The sequence below is a fragment of the Vibrio sp. V33_P6A3T137 genome, from assembly GCF_009904835.1.
Lineage (GTDB): Bacteria > Pseudomonadota > Gammaproteobacteria > Enterobacterales > Vibrionaceae > Vibrio > Vibrio metschnikovii.
In genome coordinates, this window is sequence record NZ_WXWK01000062.1 from 1 (window position 1) to 17292 (window position 17292).

The 17292-nt window shown below is 44.2% G+C and carries 17 protein-coding genes; 10 read left to right on the top strand and 7 right to left on the bottom strand.

Features of this window, described 5'->3' with window-relative positions; all coding sequences use genetic code 11:
- Position 1 precedes the first annotated feature (1 nt).
- On the bottom strand, positions 2-331 hold the full coding sequence (locus CAG60_RS05920; RefSeq protein ID WP_161438482.1) for a DUF496 family protein: 330 nt from the start codon (positions 329-331) through the stop codon (positions 2-4).
- 390 nt (positions 332-721) lie between these two features.
- Between CAG60_RS05920 and CAG60_RS05925 the strand changes: the two genes are divergently transcribed.
- The 5 genes from CAG60_RS05925 to CAG60_RS05945 are packed head-to-tail and all read left to right on the top strand — an operon-like array spanning position 722 to position 5615.
- Positions 722-925: a hypothetical protein gene (locus CAG60_RS05925; RefSeq protein WP_040905109.1), complete on the top strand. Its 204-nt coding sequence runs from the start codon at positions 722-724 to the stop codon at positions 923-925.
- Positions 926-967: 42 nt separating this feature from the next.
- Positions 968-1600, top strand: a complete 633-nt coding sequence (locus CAG60_RS05930) for a YceH family protein (RefSeq protein ID WP_004396678.1) — start codon at positions 968-970, stop codon at positions 1598-1600.
- A 2-nt stretch (positions 1601-1602) separates the two neighbouring features.
- On the top strand, positions 1603-1884 hold the full coding sequence (locus CAG60_RS05935; RefSeq protein ID WP_161438483.1) for a GIY-YIG nuclease family protein: 282 nt from the start codon (positions 1603-1605) through the stop codon (positions 1882-1884).
- A 50-nt stretch (positions 1885-1934) separates the two neighbouring features.
- The gene (locus tag CAG60_RS05940) at positions 1935-3026 is read left to right on the top strand and encodes a substrate-binding domain-containing protein (RefSeq protein ID WP_161438484.1); all 1092 of its coding nucleotides are present in this window, start codon (positions 1935-1937) and stop codon (positions 3024-3026) included.
- Between the two features lie 57 nt (positions 3027-3083).
- The gene (locus CAG60_RS05945) at positions 3084-5615 is read left to right on the top strand and encodes a LuxQ periplasmic sensor domain-containing protein (RefSeq protein ID WP_161438488.1); all 2532 of its coding nucleotides are present in this window, start codon (positions 3084-3086) and stop codon (positions 5613-5615) included.
- A gap of 63 nt (positions 5616-5678) precedes the next feature.
- On the opposite strand, the gene CAG60_RS05950 is transcribed toward CAG60_RS05945, so the two are convergent.
- Entirely contained in the window at positions 5679-6203 is a 525-nt protein-coding gene (locus tag CAG60_RS05950; RefSeq protein ID WP_161438485.1) for a hypothetical protein, read from the bottom strand.
- 189 nt (positions 6204-6392) lie between these two features.
- Here CAG60_RS05950 and modA point away from each other — a divergent pair, with 189 nt between their 5' ends.
- Genes modA through modC form a run of 3 tightly spaced genes read left to right on the top strand, consistent with a single transcriptional unit; the run spans position 6393 to position 8966 of the window.
- Positions 6393-7175: a molybdate ABC transporter substrate-binding protein gene (gene modA / locus CAG60_RS05955; RefSeq protein WP_158137236.1), complete on the top strand. Its 783-nt coding sequence runs from the start codon at positions 6393-6395 to the stop codon at positions 7173-7175.
- Positions 7156-7854, top strand: coding sequence for a molybdate ABC transporter permease subunit (gene modB / locus CAG60_RS05960; RefSeq protein WP_050782752.1), 699 nt, complete (start codon positions 7156-7158; stop codon positions 7852-7854). Before modA ends, modB begins: the two co-directional genes overlap by 20 nt.
- A complete protein-coding gene (modC, locus tag CAG60_RS05965) occupies positions 7854-8966 on the top strand; it encodes a molybdenum ABC transporter ATP-binding protein ModC (protein WP_161438486.1) in 1113 nt (370 codons plus the stop codon). Before modB ends, modC begins: the two co-directional genes overlap by 1 nt.
- A gap of 60 nt (positions 8967-9026) precedes the next feature.
- Here modC and CAG60_RS05970 read toward each other — a convergent pair whose 3' ends face one another.
- The 3 genes from CAG60_RS05970 to yccS all read right to left on the bottom strand — a co-directional run bounded on the left by CAG60_RS05970 (position 9027) and on the right by yccS (position 12960).
- Positions 9027-10286, bottom strand: coding sequence for a hydroxymethylglutaryl-CoA reductase (locus CAG60_RS05970; protein ID WP_004396671.1), 1260 nt, complete (start codon positions 10284-10286; stop codon positions 9027-9029).
- Between the two features lie 134 nt (positions 10287-10420).
- Positions 10421-10714 carry a hypothetical protein gene (locus CAG60_RS05975; RefSeq protein WP_004396670.1) on the bottom strand — a complete coding sequence of 98 codons (294 nt, stop codon included), beginning with the start codon at positions 10712-10714 and terminating at the stop codon, positions 10421-10423.
- A 92-nt stretch (positions 10715-10806) separates the two neighbouring features.
- Positions 10807-12960, bottom strand: a complete 2154-nt coding sequence (gene yccS / locus CAG60_RS05980) for a YccS family putative transporter (RefSeq protein WP_004396669.1) — start codon at positions 12958-12960, stop codon at positions 10807-10809.
- Positions 12961-13144: 184 nt separating this feature from the next.
- Between yccS and helD the strand changes: the two genes are divergently transcribed.
- Positions 13145-15208 carry a DNA helicase IV gene (gene helD / locus CAG60_RS05985; RefSeq protein WP_161438487.1) on the top strand — a complete coding sequence of 688 codons (2064 nt, stop codon included), beginning with the start codon at positions 13145-13147 and terminating at the stop codon, positions 15206-15208.
- A 13-nt stretch (positions 15209-15221) separates the two neighbouring features.
- Complete coding sequence (gene pncA, locus CAG60_RS05990) at positions 15222-15839, top strand: bifunctional nicotinamidase/pyrazinamidase (RefSeq protein ID WP_004396667.1); 618 nt, start codon at positions 15222-15224, stop codon at positions 15837-15839.
- A 109-nt stretch (positions 15840-15948) separates the two neighbouring features.
- On the opposite strand, the gene CAG60_RS05995 is transcribed toward pncA, so the two are convergent.
- Together CAG60_RS05995 and CAG60_RS06000 are read right to left on the bottom strand one after the other, a co-directional pair.
- Positions 15949-16404: a methylglyoxal synthase gene (locus CAG60_RS05995; RefSeq protein ID WP_004396666.1), complete on the bottom strand. Its 456-nt coding sequence runs from the start codon at positions 16402-16404 to the stop codon at positions 15949-15951.
- 185 nt (positions 16405-16589) lie between these two features.
- Positions 16590-17292 (bottom strand): calcium:proton antiporter (locus CAG60_RS06000; protein ID WP_443275562.1); only part of this gene is annotated, 703 nt, incomplete at its 5' end.

Below are 17292 nucleotides of genomic sequence, written 5' to 3' on the forward strand. Positions count from 1 at the left end.
ATCATATACTTTTTTTAGCGCCACCTTGAGTCATGAGCTTATCTTGTTCCGTTAACTCACGGATTCGGCGGCTAATATCACGACGCTCTTTAGAAATTTCAGCACTTTTAATGATGTGATCATCGACGCGATCTTCGTAGTCAGACTTCATGTTTTTCACAATCTCAATGATCTCTTCTTGAGTCATATCCGGTTTGATGTAATCGACTAAGTTTTCAAGTAAATCGACACGTTTACGGTTATCGCGAACCTTTTTCTCGTTATCGAGTAGTTCACGCTTTAGTTTGTTCTTACGACGAGCCAAGCTCACAATTTCAAATACGCTGTTCATAGATCCCTTTCCTATAATGAGTGCCACTATCTACCCAAGTGATATCAAGACGCTAAATTCAGCGTGGTACGAATGCGTTGCCTCTTGAGGTAACGTGGGCAGAGAAATTAAAACACATTGCAAAGGCGCATAACAGACCTAAGATCAAACCTCCCTCAGTATTGACTAAGAAATCACCAATAAATGGCCAGGGCGTAGATTTTATTGTATAGGGGCTTGTATTGTTTGCTTGAAATACGTTATACCCTTCCTACTTAAAGCGGTAACCAGCGGTATTTGCTCGGTTTCATGGATTATCTCAGCGTATGGGGATAGAGTACGCCTATTGCTCTCGCTGGTCTCCGTTATTGAGTTACTTATCTTTGCCTTAACGTATAACAGGACAATACTTTGCCACTCAGTTTTTCAGACATTGTCATTCCTAAACCACCTGCGTCACACCATGAAAGCAAAGCACATCAACAGCTTCGCCAAGCTTATCTTCACGAAAGAGAACAGTTATTAGCCAGTGAGATTGAGTTAAACCGCTCGAAGGTGATCGTGATTGATGAGCAAGGAAGAGTCATACGATTGAGTTTGATGCTTGAACACTAATTGACTGTACAAGGTACAGATTCTAACTAGAAGGAAATTAACATGCATAGCGAACTGTCTGCTTTAGAAGCACGAGTTATTGGTTGTCTGATCGAAAAAGAGATCACGACGCCAGAATATTATCCGTTAACACTGAACAGTTTGGTGACCGCTTGTAATCAAAAAAGTAATCGCGATCCCGTGTTGAATTTGTCTGAGGCACAGGTGCAAGATACGGTTGAAGCGCTGATTGCCCGTCGCCTTGTCAGTGATGAAAGTAGTTTTAATCGTCGTACACCTAAATATCAGCATCGTTTTTGTAATACAGAGTTTGGCGATTTAAAACTCAATAGCCAAGAATTAGCGGTTATCTGTTGTTTGCTGTTGCGTGGTCCACAAACACCGGGGGAATTGCGCACTCGTACCAACCGTTTGTGCCATTTTAATGATGTGAAAGAAACCGAAAGTATTTTAGAACAGTTACTAGAACGCGGTTTAGTGGTTAAGTTAGCTCGCGAACCCGGGAAACGAGAATCGCGTTATCACCATTTATTCTGCGGTGAAGTCGATACGCACAGTGTCGCTGCGAGTACAGAGACGGAGTTACCATTATCACGTATTGATGAACTGGAGCAACAAGTGGCGATGTTACGTCATGAAGTGGCTGAATTACGTGCGTTGATCGCCAATCATTAAGTATGTCAGCTCCCATTCAACACTCAGATTGGTGGGTCTATTTGATCCGAACATCGAAAAATGCACTATATTGTGGGATAACAACCGACATCAATCGACGTTTTATCCAGCATCAGCAGGGATGTGGCGCTAAAGCTTTACGTGGTAAAGGCCCGCTCAGCTTAGTGTGGCAGCACCATGTTGGACCGAGTAAAAGCCAAGCTTTGCAATTAGAACATCGGATCAAATGCCTGAGCAAAGCGCAAAAAGAGCGTTTAGTTATGGGGGGATTTGATGTTTCCTGATCGCTGAGTTGCAGATAACCGAAACCGAGCCATAAGGAATAACAAGTGGGATGAAAATAAGACTGCTGATCGTGTTACTGAGTTGGTTTCCTATGGCCGTGTTCGCTAATCCCTCACAACTGCTGAGTGATTACTGGTCCTATCAAGCGTTTTTAGAGGCACATCCCGAGCAACAGACATTAACCGATTTATTGGCGAAAAGTGTCCAGACTCGAGCCGAACCCCTACCTCTAGCTCAAACTCGCCCAGTCACGATTTCAGTCATCTATCCCGGTCAGCAAGTGTCGGACTATTGGTCTCGTAATATTAAAGCGTTTGAAGCTCGTATGCATGAGCTTGGCATTACATATCAATTACACCAAGTTTTTACTCGACCTAGCTTAGATGCCCGTCAGCAAAGTATCTCCTTAATGGAAGCGATGCAAAATAAAAACGATTATCTGATTTTTACCTTAGATACCATGCGCCATCGAAAATTTATTGATCATCTACTGCATACCTCTGAGACAAAAGTCATTTTACAAAATATCACCACGCCCATTCGTGATTGGCAAGGTCGTCAGCCTTTATTGTATGTTGGGTTTGACCATGAAATTGGCGCTCAGCATTTGGCTGAGTTTTACCAACGCAAGCTGCCACAAGGCGCAGATTATGCGGTGTTATATTTTTCAGAAGGGTACATCAGTGAAGCGCGTGGAGACAGTTTTATCCATAATGTCAAACACCGTTTTCATTTAGCCTCGTCTTACTACACCACCGCCACGATGGAGAGCGGCTATCAAGCGACGCTCGATATCGTTAGTAATAATCCTCAAATTACCTTTCTCTATGCTTGTTCGACCGATATTGCGCTTGGAGCAGCACAAGCCTTGCGAGAACTTGAACGTGAAGATATCTATCTCAATGGCTGGGGAGGAGGTTCGGCAGAGCTTGAGGTATTGCAAGATGGCCGATTAGCGGTCACCGTCATGCGTATGAATGACGATACGGGCATTGCGATGGCAGAAGCCATCAAACGAGATCTGGCTGGTTTGCCAGTGCCACTGGTTTACTCTGGTGAATTTGAACTGGTGACTCAAAATACCACTACTGAACACATTGAACGACTCAAACAACGTGCGTTTCGATATTCTGATCGCTAATCATGACGGGAGGTAATTGCAGTGCCGAGACCCATCGTGGCTGATAAAAAAAGGCATATGGCCACCCTGATTAGCCGAGCCATCGTGATGGCATTGAGCGTGTTAACGCTCGGTATTTTATTTCATACTTATCAAGTTAGTAGCCGATTAATTACGCAAGAAGTGATACGGACCACCAATCAAACGGCGAATTTGATCCAGAATATATTTAATTATCGTCTGACCATTTTAAAAATTCATCAAGACAGCAGTGCGAAAAATGCCACTTTAGTTCATGCCTTACATGGCCACTTAACTAATGAGCTTGAACAGTATTTTCTCAGTGTTGATCGCAGTGATATCAGCCATATGGCGGACTTTCGGTTTATTGCTAATGTTACTCAGCCGATCTGGGATGATGGTAATGCCCAGTTTTATGGTTTAACTGACAACACGTTTATCCATATCATTGAACAAGTCGCGTTTAGCCATGATTGGCACTTAATCACTACGCGATCTTTAATTGGCGATGTGTATCTTTTGGTTCGCCGTACGCCGATTATTGATACCGTGAGTGGTGAATCCCTAGGTTTTTTATACATCAGTGTGGTGCTGAATAATAATGTTACCTTAGCGGAGAACTTACGTGAGCGCAGTGACTCACAGCAACTGGTACTTGCTTCGGGAGGTGATGTTTTAGCCTCGACATTGATAGGGACAGAAGCTTATCAAGTGGATGAGGTGGTCAAAGAAGGCGAAGAAGGTTACGACATCCATGGCAAGTATGTGGTTAGTCGCACGCCATTAACTTTAGCCGGAGCGCCAACCGTTCTCACGGTATACGCTGTGCAGAGTAACCAAAATGCGCTCGCTCTACGTAATAATTACTTATTTTGGATGTTTGCTGTCGTTGCGGCGATCGCTTTCGTTTTCATTATTGTTCGTTGGTGGCTACAACGTAAAATTGAAAACGAAATGACGCGCTTAATGTCTTATACCCATCAAGTGGTTGAGCTACGTGAAGGTGCCTATTTCCCTGGTTCTCAAATTGTTGAGTTTGATCACTTTGGACGTACGTTAGAAAGCACCTTTCATCAACTGGCCGAACAAGAAAAACAGTTTGAGGATCTCTTTAATTTTTCGTTATCGCCGACGCTATTGTGGACGGCCCAGGGCGGTTTGATTCGTATGAATCCGTCGGCTGAGGCTTATTTCTTGAGTCATTATTCTCAACAGCATTCTCTTTTTGCCCGCGTTAAGCCTCAGTTGATTATCGCGGTTCAGCAAGCGGCACAAGGTAATATTGTCAAAGCGCTCAAAACAGAGTTCGATGGTAAAACCATTTTATGGGAATTATCACCGATCATATTGGATGAGCGGATTGTTTCGATCATTACTCAAGGACAAGATATCACGTCGATGGTGGAAGCGGAGCAGCAAAGTCGCCTTGCTCGTGAACAAGCGGAAGAGTCCGCTCGATTACGGGCTGATTTTCTCGCCAAAATGAGCCATGAATTGCGGACGCCGTTAAACGGTATTTTAGGCGCTTCTCAATTATTAAAACAAAATTCGCTCACTCAGGAGCAGCAAGAGTTAGTCAATGTATTGTGCAGCAGCGGTGAGCATCTGCTCGCTGTTTTGAATGATATCCTTGATTTTTCAAAAATTGAGCAGGGAAAATTTCTGATCCAAAATAGTGATTTCCCAGTCGTAGCTATGGTTTCAGCGATTCGGCGTATCTATAACCCTTTATGCAAAGAGAAGGGACTTGAGTTGATGATTGAGTGCGCGATTGAACCGGAAATTCGCTTACACAGCGATCAAATACGCTTAAATCAGATTTTATTCAATTTACTCAGTAATGCCGTTAAGTTTACTCATCAGGGGTCGATTTGCATTAAATTAGCGCTTATTCAACAAGGCGGCATCGATAAGTTAATGATTAGCATAGAAGATACGGGGATCGGGATTGCGGCGACGGATTTACAGCGTATTTTTGACCCTTTTGTACAAGCAGAATCGACCACGACTCGGGAATACGGAGGCAGTGGTTTAGGCTTATCGATAGTCAGCAGTTTAGTTGAATTATTGCATGGTGAGATCACGGTAAAATCAGAGGTTGGTTATGGTACGCGCTTTGATTTGCTGTTTCCTATTCGTATTGTCGTGAATGAGGAATTGAGCGACGTCGAACAGACTAATACGGATCGCTATCAATTATTTACTCAGCCTATACGCGCATTATTGGTAGAGGATAACCGTACGAATGCTTTTATTTTACAAGCATTTTGTCAGAAATATTCAATACAGGTCGATTGGGTGAGTGATGGTTTACAAGCCATTGAGCGGGTAAAGGAACAAGATTACGATCTGATTTTTATGGACAATCAGTTACCGTATTTAGGGGGCATTGATACCGCACGAATCATTCGGCATGAGATGAAACTGTCGTTACCGATCTTTGCCTGTACGGCCGATGGCTTGCTAGAGACACAACAAGCCTTCATTGAGGCCGGAGCGGAATACGTATTAGTGAAGCCGCTCAAAGAAGAGATGTTTTATCAAGCGCTGTGCTTTTTTAAACAACAACGTGCTAATTCAGAGCGCTGATAGTTTTGGAACGATCAGCGCTCAAGTCGATCTTATGCAGGGGAGATTTGTTGTGCTAACCCATTAAAAATGGAAGCGAACCCCCATACCAATTTGCGGTCCCCAAATACCAGCATTGCGGACTTCAGCCGTTAATGCCATTTGTTGGGTTGAGTGGAAGCGGATGCCCGCGATAAATATCGAGTTATCTTCATTACGGCCAATACGCAGATGCCCTTCTAAGGTTTCGGTTAACCAAACACGAGTACCGACGTTGAGCTCGATCATCATATCGTTTTTATTGCCTTCTTCACGACTGCCTCGTGTGCTGTGGACGAGCATTTGTCCATAGATATCGGCAAAAGGATTAATTGGACCATTGAACCCCATTCCGACGGCGGCATCCCAATCGCCCTCAAAACGCGAATCGACTCGGCCAATGAGGTGCGAATTTTCGGTAAAATAGGTATTAAACTCTCCCCCGAATGACTCGGGGTTTAATGCCGTTCTGATTTCAAAAAAGTTGTAGTTAAAATTGTTGGCGAAAGCAGCATGAGAGGTCAGTATTGCCAACAATAAAAGAAGGCTGCTAGAGAGTCTTGTGAGCATGAAATATTCATCCTAAGAAGAAGAAAGCGTAAAGATACAATAATCGTATGCGAATTACAGGCCATTTCAGTAAATTAATCAATCTTCTATTCAGACTTTGCTGGTAAAATAGGCGCAAAATGAGCGGTTAACCAAAGTTCGAACTTTGCTTAACCCGTTTTGGTCGCCATTTAGGGAAGCGATATCACTATGTTCAAAGGTTTAAAATGTGCGTTTTCATTATTGCTACTGTCATTCAGTCCATCATTGTTTGCTCAAGAGACGCTTCATTTGTATGCCGCTTCATCGATGACCAACGCCGTCAACGAATTGATTAAGCACTATCAGGCGAGCCATACCACAAGGGTCGTGCCGGTCTTTGGTGGATCTTCTTCTTTGGCCCGACAAATTGAGCGCGGTGCGCCTGCGGATCTGTTTTTGGCAGCGAGCGATGACTGGGCACGGTATCTGATCGATAAGCAAGATATCGGTCCTGAGCATGTAACTTTAATTGCAGGTAACCGTGTGGTGTTGATCCAGCCTGCTACGGCTTCCTCTGCACCATTTGATGTCGCTGACTCGCAGCAATGGCTACAGCGATTAGCCAAAAGTCGTTTGGCGGTTGGTAATACGGAGGCCGTACCTATTGGTATTTATGCTCAGCAGGTACTGGACGCACTGGATGTTTGGGATGACGTTCGACCTCATTTGGCTCCGACCAATAATGCCCGTTCAGCACTGGCTCTCGTGGAGCGTGGTGAGGTCGCATTAGGTATGGTTTATCAAACGGATGCTCAATCGACGGATAAAGTCACGACCTTAACCGTGTTTGATGACAGCTTACACGATACGATTCATTATCCTTTGCTAAGACTGAGTGATAAATCCAGTAATCAAACTTTTATTGATTACGTCACGTCACCGGTTGGAAAATCGATATTGGCTCGTTACGGTTTTACGACAGACATGGAGCATGAACAGTTTGCTCAGTGATTATGAATGGCTTGCTCTGCAACTCAGTCTGAAAGTCGCTACTTATACCATTATTTGGTTGTTACCGATTGGTATTATCCTTGCTTGGGTATTGGCGAGAAAAACTTTCATTGGTAAAGGTCTCCTCGACAGTCTTATTCACCTCCCGTTGGTACTACCCCCGATTGTGGTGGGCTATCTATTGTTAATTACTATGGGCAAACAAGGCGTCATTGGTCGCTGGTTAGAGACATGGCTCGGTGTGTCTTTTAGCTTTAGCTGGCGTGGAGCCGTACTCGCTTGTTTTGTGATTTCTTTACCTTTAATGGTCAGAGCGATTCGTTTGAGTATTGAAATGGTTGATCCTCGGCTTGAGCAAGCCGCGCGCACATTAGGGGCGTCGCCGCTGAAAGTTTTTTTTACTATCACCTTACCGCTGACTTTACCTGGGATTATTACCGGCACTATGCTCTCTTTTGCGCGCAGTCTCGGTGAGTTTGGTGCGACGATCAGTTTTGTCTCGAACATTCCGGGAGAAACACAAACCCTACCATTAGCGATGTTCAATTTTCTTGAGACTCCTGGCTCAGAAATGGAAGCGGCGCGTTTGTGTATTATTTCGATTGTGATTGCCTTGGTGTCGCTGTTTTTTTCTGAATGGTTGAATCGGCGTATGCGTCGTCGATTGGGGATGAAGTAATGACTGACATCCATCTAAAAGTGAAAAAGCAGCTTGGTTGTATGCAGGTTGATGTCGATTTGCGCTTACCCAGTCGTGGTGTCAGTGCCATCTTTGGTCGTTCAGGTGCTGGAAAAACGACGTTAATTAACTTGTTTAGTGGGTTAGAACAACCCGATTCCGGTTATATAAAAACAGCGAATCGAGTGTTATTTGATTCTGAGCAAGGGGTTAATATTCCTATTGAGGGGCGTCGAATTGGCTATGTTTTTCAAGAGGCGAGACTTTTTCCTCATTATCGGGTGCGTGGTAACCTGACTTATGGTGTATCGGTGGCTGACGATGACTATTTTACGTCGATAGTGAGTTTGTTAGGTTTAAATGCGTTATTGGAACGTTATCCGCATGATTTATCGGGGGGTGAAAAACAGCGAGTCGCGATGGGGCGGGCTTTATTATCCAAACCAGACTTATTGTTGATGGATGAGCCTCTGGCTTCGTTAGATTTACCTCGCAAGAGAGAAGTCATGCCTTTTTTAGAGCGCCTTGGTCAGCAGATCAACATTCCCATCTTGTATGTGACTCACAGCATGAGTGAGATTTTGCGTTTAGCGGATCACCTAGTGTTATTAGATCAAGGACGAGAACTGATATCGGGACCGATTGAGCAGGTATGGTCCTCCTCGTTGATGCGTCCATGGCAATCGTTTAGTGAACAAAGTACTTTGTTATTGGGCAAGGTTACTCATCATCGTCTCGATTATGGGCTGAGCTATGTCTCTTTGAGTCAGGATGTTGGTTTATGGGTACAGCAAATTGAAGATGCGGTAGAGGGGCAGAGAGTTCGTTTGCAAATCCGTGCTACTGATGTGTCAGTGACGCGACAGTTTCCTCAAGCGACCTCAATTCGCAATATTTTACCAGTCAGAATCACACGTATCGAGCATCTCCAGCAAGGAGAAGGACGCAAAAGTGTTGCTTTGCAATTAACGATCGGCGATGACTGTTGGCTATGGTCAACCATCACCGAATGGGCGTTACAAGAGCTAGGTTTATACGTTGGTATGCAGGTTTATGCCCAGATTAAAGGGGTGAGTGTTACCCAGCGAGATATTGTGTTAACTCATCCCTAGGTGACGCTGAGTTCAAGCTGCGTTAGGAAAGGGAAGGGTAACCTTCCCTTTATGGATGGATCAGCGCGCAAGTTTATGGTGGGCTCTTGAAAAATGCCCTGCGCTGAAAGCCCCAGCAATCGATAGCTCTCCTGCTAAACATAAACCTGCCACCACTTCGGCTAAGGCTCGTGCGTTACCGCTTCCCGTTAGCCCAAGTAGTGCTAAGCACGCTTTTTGGCTAGGCAGTGAGGTGCCACCACCGACGGTGCCGACCATCAAGTTCGGTAACGTAACACAAGCGTACAATCCGCCTTGTGAGTTGAGCTCCATCCGCGTTATTCCCACGGCAGATTCCGCCACACAAGCCGGGTCTTGACCACAAGCAATAGAGAAAGCGGTGAGAGCATTTGCATAATGTGCATTGATGCCAACGCTACCGCTCAGTACTCCTCCAATCGTAGTCATTTCGGCAAATTTCACCATCGTTTCAGGAGTGGTATGCAGGTATTTTTTGATCAGTTCCGCGGAGAGATGCACTTCCGCGGTGACTTTTTTACCGCGTACATGACGTAAAACATGGCTATTGGCTTTTTTATCACCCGATAAATTGCCATCCAAAAAAGCATGTCGCGGCTTAATAGGAGAATGATGGACGATAAATTCAAAGACAGCGTTAGTGGCGATGGTCACCATATTTTGCCCGCAGGCATCGCCGGTTAGGTAATCAAACACCAGATAAACGTGGTTACCTTCCATGGTGACGTTAATATCATGCAGTTGACCGTGGGCGGTCGTTGCCTGAGCAAGCTGTTTAAAATGCTCATACTGTGTGGTTACCCAAGCGATAAATTGCCCGGCTTGCGCAAGATGATCAAAAGCAAAGACTGGAGTACGCGTAACGCCTTCATTTAATAGCATCACGCTGGTTCCGCCAGCGGCGGTGATCAATTTACATCCTCGATGATAAGAAGCAACTAACGCAGCTTCAGTCGTCGCTAAAGGGATCAAAAAGTCGTCGTTCGCATGCAGTCCATTGACTCGTAGCGGACCGGCCATACCAACAGGGACTTTTACGGTGCCGATAAAATATTCAATATTTTTACTGTAATGAGTGAGATCACGCTGAGTCTGGTCGTCCCATAATTGTGCCTGTGCTTCAGGTTGGTTAAGGGCTTGCCAACGTTTTTCTACATGGTGTGGGGTCATTTTTGAGCTTGCGATCAGCGTCTTGCTCGCTGGCTCAAAATGCGGTGCTAAGGCATCTTGTAATGAATCAGCAGATGAAAGCGCAGAGAAAGCGTGACTTTCTCCGCACGATGGCAGAGTAAATTTGGGCATAGAGATCACAATTAAAATTTTTTCGAGCATTGTACTGAGCGAATCAGCAAACTCAATAACTAGTCATCGGTGCTGACAATTTATGGTAGTCAATGGCATCAGTTGATGATGACTGATTATCGCTGAGCGAGGGATTATACACGAACATCCAGTAAGCTACCGATCATCTCTTGTTCACGTTGAATGACGCTTGCTCCAACACGATTGTATTGTTGAGCTTGGTTGAGATTCATTAATGCGTTAACCGTATCAGGCTTTTTGCTTGGGGGAGTGGGTTTCTCTTCAAGAGAATTGCGCTGCAAAGCAGGGTCTTGCGATGCGCGAGAAGTGTGGATTTGAGCCTGTTGAATTTCATGCGCCGCTTCGCCAGCCATTTTTGATGACTGCTGAAGAATAGGATAACCAGAAGAGACGGCAGAGACAGACATAATACTTCCTCGCTGTTTTTTTTAGCATACTCTGGTCCGTCTTGGAGTGCAACTTTATCCCATCGCGGGTGAGTCGTGGTTGCTATTCACTATCAATGCACTCGGACGGCAAATTTACTCGCCAGAGAATGCAGTTCTGGAAACATTCGATAAATAAGATATAGCTGCTGTAGCACCATACGTGCAGAGCTATCATCCTCTTCTCGCCATTCAGAAAGCCGTTTCTCCAAGCCAATATTGTCGATATCGCTGGTATCACACTGTTCACAATGGGTAAATAATTGCTGATACAACACTTCAAGATGTTGATGAATAACTCGATGGGCATCGAGCACTAATTGATGGATGCTTTCATCATCGATTCGAGTGCGGTGTGCGCCGAGCGCTGATATATAACTCAGTAATGCATGATTGAGGGTTAAAAAACGAAAGCTTTCATCGGTTGCCGATCGATACTTTCCCGGTTCTGCGAGCATATTACTGACCGCTGCAGCAAGCGCAGCATCGTGATTATGGGCATCACGTCGTGCAATCCGATAACTCAGACTGTCCTTTTTACCGATACGATATTGACCAATGATTTGCGCTAAATATTGTTTATTGGCTTGGACGGCTTCGGCCATGACCTTATGTAGCCGTTTTGACTGCCAGTCTGGAAAAATAAACACCACCGCGGCAACAGCAAGAGCACAGCCAATCAGAGTGTCAGCTAAACGTGGTAGTACCACTGCGTAACCGGCACCGAGCTGGTTGAAACAAAACAGCACTAATAAGGTAATAAATCCGGTCGCGTAACCGTAGTTATTGAGCCGAAAAGCGAAAAACATCACGCCGGAAATCACAATAAATGCTAACTGGCTCTCTTGTGAGGGAAAAAGTGTTAGGAGAGGAACGCCAATCAATAACCCCGCGAGGGTGCCAATAATACGGGAAACCAGCTTTTGCCGTGTTGCCGCGTAGTTAGGCTGACAAACAAATAAGGTGGTTAATAATATCCAGTATCCACGGTCTAAATCCAATCCTTGTAAAATCCCATAGCCAGCGGTGAGAGCGATAGACATACGAACGGCATGACGAAACAGTAATGAGTCGCGATGAAAGTTGGCTTGAATTCGTTGCCACATGGCCTTTATAGAGTGTGCTTCCGTATCATGTAAGACATCATCTTCGGTCTTTTGCACATCGGGATTACTGACGTTACTGAGCTGTTTTTCAACCGTAGCAAGATTATTAAACAAATAGCTGAGCTGAGCTAATAATTGCTTCCACTCTAACTGTTGTTGCTCTTGTAAGTATGTCAAAGAGAGCTGTAATTCGTCTAAAGCGATGATCGAATCGCTACGGTGCTGATAGCGTTGGCCGAGCTGAATAGAGAGAGCGATATCGTGGCAGGCTTGCGCTTGAGCTTGCAACAGATGCTTAAAACGAAACAGCACATCACTACGTGCAAAAGACTCTGCGAGCTCTTGGTAGCGATAATGGGTCGAACTGGCTCTCTCGTGGATATCTTGCGCCACAAAGTACAGACCAAGGAAACGGTCACTGGCACCATCCACATGCCCTCGTTTTGAGCGGGCAAGCAAGGTCGCTTTGCATTGGTTCAGCGCGTTAACGGTTGCTCCATTTAAATTGGCTTCATTAATTCGATGTGGCTGGGGGGCTAAATTGGAGACAGGATAAAATAACTCGGCTTTAGCCTCAAAATAGTGGCCGAGTTGAACAAATACGTTGGCTAAACTTTGTTGGACAGGTTGCATTGGCCAAAATGCGTGCCACAGCATTGACAGAAGGTAATACCATGCGCTGCCCGTCAGTAATAGTAACGGTTGGAACCAAAGGTTCGTACTTTGGTCGGCACCGAGCATGGCGTAAATGGCGATCAATAAAGAGCCGAAGGCAATACTGGCGTAACGAGTACCGATGGCACCCAGCATGATAAAAGTGAAGGTTGAAATAAAGAGTCCAATCGCAAATAGCCACGGTGTATCAAATAAAATTTCGATAGAGAAGGCGGCTATCGCAAAACAAATAAAGGTCAGGACGATCGATTTTAAGCGGCCAGTAAATTTATCGTCTTGCTCTGCTAAAGCGGCGGCAATGACCCCAAGGATCAGGGGGGTTATCCAAGTGTTAACTTGATAGTGCCAAGCGGGAATGACAACACCTAAGAGCGTGATCAGGATCAGTAGGCAGTAATTAATGGTTTTGTTTGCCCAATAAAGGCGAAGTAAATGAAGTCGCTGCACAGTGAGATTCGATGTCAAACCTTAAAACACACAGTTTAGCAGAACTTTACGCTAACATTCTGATCAAGAATAATAAAAGTATCATTCTGTCTTAGTGAGTTGTTGATTATTGACATTAATTTTTCATTGCTATTGATGATTGAGTTATGATGTAGGTCGATAAAATCGAGAGGAATCGCCGAAAATGCAGCTAAGTGCAACCCAAACTGCACAATTTTTTATTGCTAATGAATATCACCATGTTGGCTTAGAAAATCAGCGTTTGGTGCTTTCTTCGTTGCACAGTGAAGAGCGGATTCCTTTTACCGTCTGGAACGGACAAGTGAAGGTGCGACGCGGGATTTTGTGGGCGGAGTTACGATTTTTTGCTCATCCAGAGCAAGATACGCAACGCGTTTGGGTTGTACAAGGTTTGCCTTGGCCACAAGCTCGACAGTTTGCGCATCATATTGTCAACGTCTATCAACAATGGCTTGAGCAGCAATGTCAGCAATTGAGATTACATTTACCTCAATGGCAGCAAAAACTGCATCATTTACAACATTTGCCAGCTTTTTTACCGCATTCGCCGCTAGAGGAATGGATCAATCACGTTTTTGCTGATCTAACCGCGATGAACATGAGTTTAGATGAAGCCATCAAACATTTACCTCATGCGATGGAGCCATTAGTACCTTGGTTACTGACTCCCGATCAAGCCTTACAAGCCCGCAATCAAGCTTGGTTAGACATTGAGCGTCAAAATTGGACGGTTCTTTTTTCACAACTTGAATCCTCTCCGCTTAATGTATCTCAGCAGCAAGCGGTGTTGATCAATGATGATCATAACTTGGTGCTTGCTGGTGCGGGTTCAGGTAAAACCAGTGTGCTCACGGCTCGAGTGGCTTATTTGTTACAGAGCCACTTAGCGCAAGCGGATGAACTATTGTTGGTGGCTTTTGGCAAAGACGCCGCGAATGAAATGGATCAGCGTTTAAAAAGTAAGATTGGTCTTGCCGCCGATAAGATTCGTGTTAACACCTTCCATCAACTAGGGTTGTCGATCATTAACCAAGTGGAAAATCAATCCGTCGTGATTTCGCCGTTGGCATTGGATGATAAGCTGAAAAAAGCATGGTGTACGGACTGGTTAAAGCGCCACTGGATGACACCTACCAACTTTAAGCGTTGGCAGAAACATTTGGCGCAGTGGCCGATTGCTTATCTAGTCGGTGATGATGAGCTAGGCAGCCACGTTGAAAACCCTAAATTGATCGCATGGTTGGAAAAGCAACTCGATCAACTTGCCCAATTGGGCACGACGAAAAAAGCGATTCAGCAATACATCATTGATCATGTTGATTATCCTCGCTTGAACAGTGAGCTTGCTTTATGTTGGCCTTGCTACCAAGCATGGCAGCAAATGCTGAAAGATGAGCAGCAGATCGATTTTAATATCATGATCAGCCAAGCAACGGATTATGTACGCAAAGGCAAATTTTCTGTGCCTTGGAAATTCATCATGATTGATGAATATCAAGACATTTCACCTGCTCGTTTGGCGTTGATACAAGCGTTGTGTGAACAGGGGCCTAATCATCCTAATTTATTTGCGGTCGGGGATGATTGGCAGTCGATTTATCAATTTGCGGGGTCGGATGTTCACTTAACCACGGAATTTGCAGCGCGTTTTCCGCAATCGACCATTCATCATCTTGATACGACTTATCGTTTTAACGATCAAATTGGTTTGGTTGCCAATCAGTTTGTGCAGAAAAATCCTCATCAGTTACCCAAGACGCTAAATAGTTTTAAGTCACAGAAGCAGCGAGCGGTTGTCCTGTGTGCCAGTAATCAAATTGAAAAAATACTCGATAAACTTAATCGTCAGGCTAAAGTGCCGAAACAGGTGTTGTTATTAGGTCGTAACCATTATCATCAACCAGAGCATCTGGCAGAATGGCAACGGCGATATGCCTCACTGCAAATTGAGTTTATGACCTGTCATGCGAGTAAAGGCAAAGAGGCCGATTTTGTTATTATCTTAGCGGTTAATGAAGGGCAGTTTCCCGCGCGAGTGAAAGCCCGTCATTTAGATAGCGCCTTGACCCAATCTAAAGTGGATTTTCCATTTGCAGAAGAGCGCCGTCTATTTTATGTCGCCATGACCCGAGCCAAAGAGAAAGTCTGGATAACTTACAGCGGTAATGGCTCTTGTTTTATCCAAGAGTTGCTCACTGAGGGATATCCAGTCAGTAAATCGATATGAATAAAGGAATAGTATGTATAAGGCTTTGATTTTAGTAGATGTGCAAAATGATTTTGCGTCCGATGGTGCTTTGCCTGTCCCTGAAGGGCAGAGTGTCGTCCCAGTGATTAACTTATTAATGCCTCATTTTGATCATGTGATTGCCACTAAAGATTGGCATCCTGCAGGGCATGCGAGCTTTGCTTCTACTCAAGGTAAAACACCCGGAGAAGTTATCATGCTCTCTGGCATTGAACAGATATTATGGCCGGATCATTGTGTACAAAATACCGCCGGATCGGAGTTTATCGCAGGCCTTAATCTCGATGCTATCGAACATATTATCTACAAAGGGACTCATCTTGATATCGATAGCTACAGTGGTTTTTTTGATAACCAACGTCGCCATGCAACAGGATTAGCCGAGTATTTACAGCAACATGCGATCAGCGATGTGTACATTGCCGGACTGGCTACAGATTACTGCGTGAAATTTACTGCGTTGGATGCTGTGTCATTAGGATTTAAAACTTGGGTCATTAAAGATGCTTGTCGAGGCGTTAATCTATCACAAGGTGATATTGATAACGCTTGGCAAGCGATGGAAGAGGCCGGTTGCAGAGTGATTTTATCGCAGCAGGCGATGGTCTGAGTCGGTATTGAGGCGTGATAACACGCCTCTTCTCTTACGGCCATCATTCATCGATCACACGAAAGTATTTAAAGATCCATCGTCGCTTATCGATATGGAGTGAAGTGCATTACGTTCTATCAGCAAGATAGGCCTGATAATCAGGGATTTCAATCTCGACTTCTTGCTCCATGAGTATGGAATTAAAAAGAAATTTTGCTGTGGCGCGGTTAGTGGCTACAGGAATATTCCACACACTCGCAATGCGCAATAAAGCTTTAACGTCTGGATCATGCGGTACAGAGTTAAGCGGATCCCAAAAGAAAATCAAGGCATCAATTTTCCCCTCGGCAATTTTAGCGCCTAATTGCTGATCGCCGCCCATTGGCCCGCTAATCATGCTGGTAATCGCTAATCCGGTTTCTTTATTGAGCATATGCCCAGTCGTGCCCGTTGCGTACAGTTCATGTTTTTCAAGCTTAGACTGGTTTTCAACCACCCAACGTAGTAGCTCACCTTTGTAGTTATCATGAGCGACTAAAGCGACGTGCTTTTTCGCCGCCATGATCCGCGTTGTTTTTTTCATTATGCTTCTTTCCTAATCGGTAGAGGGTCAGAGTTAAATAACCAAAACTATACGCTTATTCAATGACTTTACGATAAAAACTCGAACTGACGCTTACTATGTGTACTCTTTAACCGGTTTTATTCAGCTTTGATCTCAACTCCTCCAGCAATACGGCCGTAGGCCGATGATGGAGGAGGAAAGCGTTAGTCGAAAATCAGTACAATATAGATAAAGAATAAAAATAAGTGAGTGACTCCATTAAGGATATTTGTTTTTCCATGTCTGAAGCTAATACTTGCGACCATTAAACTTGCGATCAACAGAATCATTTGTGCGGGCTCTAAACCTAATATAATCGGTTCCCCAATCATATTAGAGATAACAATGACCGCTGGTACGGTAAGTGATATCGTTGCCAATATCGATCCAAAGAATAAATTCATGGCTCTTTGTAACTGATTATTCAAAGAAGCTTTGATCGCCCCCACACCTTCAGGAGCGAGTACTAACAATGCCACGACTAGCCCACCTAATGCAGCCGGTGCTCCTAAGTGTCCAATACTTGCATCAATAGGTATAGCAATACTCTTGGCAAGAAAAATAACCACAATCAAATAGCCAAATAATAATAAAAAGTGATAAGTATTGCTACCTAGAATACTATGATGTTCATCGGTATGATCGTTATCTTCATCGATAAAGAAGTAACTATGGCTTTTTGTTTGAACATACAAAAATATGCCATAAAGAATAATAGAGATAACCACCAAAGCTGAAGCAAGGATGAAGGACATTTCACCAAACTCATTCTTACTGGTAAAATTGGGTAGTATTAAACATAAAATAGTTAAGGGAACAATAGCTACTAAATAAGAATTAATGCCTTGAATATTATATTTTTGTATA

Excerpts from the sequence above, each read along its gene's own strand:
- CAG60_RS05920 (WP_161438482.1), bottom strand. The coding sequence starts at position 331 with ATGAACAGCGTATTTGAAATTGTGAGCTTGGCTCGTCGTAAGAACAAA.
- CAG60_RS05930 (WP_004396678.1), top strand. The coding sequence starts at position 968 with ATGCATAGCGAACTGTCTGCTTTAGAAGCACGAGTTATTGGTTGTCTG.
- CAG60_RS05935 (WP_161438483.1), top strand. The coding sequence starts at position 1,603 with ATGTCAGCTCCCATTCAACACTCAGATTGGTGGGTCTATTTGATCCGA.
- CAG60_RS05940 (WP_161438484.1), top strand. The coding sequence starts at position 1,935 with ATGAAAATAAGACTGCTGATCGTGTTACTGAGTTGGTTTCCTATGGCC.
- CAG60_RS05945 (WP_161438488.1), top strand. The coding sequence starts at position 3,084 with ATGGCCACCCTGATTAGCCGAGCCATCGTGATGGCATTGAGCGTGTTA.
- CAG60_RS05950 (WP_161438485.1), bottom strand. The coding sequence starts at position 6,203 with ATGCTCACAAGACTCTCTAGCAGCCTTCTTTTATTGTTGGCAATACTG.
- modA (WP_158137236.1), top strand. The coding sequence starts at position 6,393 with ATGTTCAAAGGTTTAAAATGTGCGTTTTCATTATTGCTACTGTCATTC.
- modB (WP_050782752.1), top strand. The coding sequence starts at position 7,156 with ATGAACAGTTTGCTCAGTGATTATGAATGGCTTGCTCTGCAACTCAGT.
- modC (WP_161438486.1), top strand. The coding sequence starts at position 7,854 with ATGACTGACATCCATCTAAAAGTGAAAAAGCAGCTTGGTTGTATGCAG.
- CAG60_RS05970 (WP_004396671.1), bottom strand. The coding sequence starts at position 10,286 with ATGCCCAAATTTACTCTGCCATCGTGCGGAGAAAGTCACGCTTTCTCT.
- CAG60_RS05975 (WP_004396670.1), bottom strand. The coding sequence starts at position 10,714 with ATGTCTGTCTCTGCCGTCTCTTCTGGTTATCCTATTCTTCAGCAGTCA.
- helD (WP_161438487.1), top strand. The coding sequence starts at position 13,145 with ATGCAGCTAAGTGCAACCCAAACTGCACAATTTTTTATTGCTAATGAA.
- pncA (WP_004396667.1), top strand. The coding sequence starts at position 15,222 with ATGTATAAGGCTTTGATTTTAGTAGATGTGCAAAATGATTTTGCGTCC.
- CAG60_RS05995 (WP_004396666.1), bottom strand. The coding sequence starts at position 16,404 with ATGAAAAAAACAACGCGGATCATGGCGGCGAAAAAGCACGTCGCTTTA.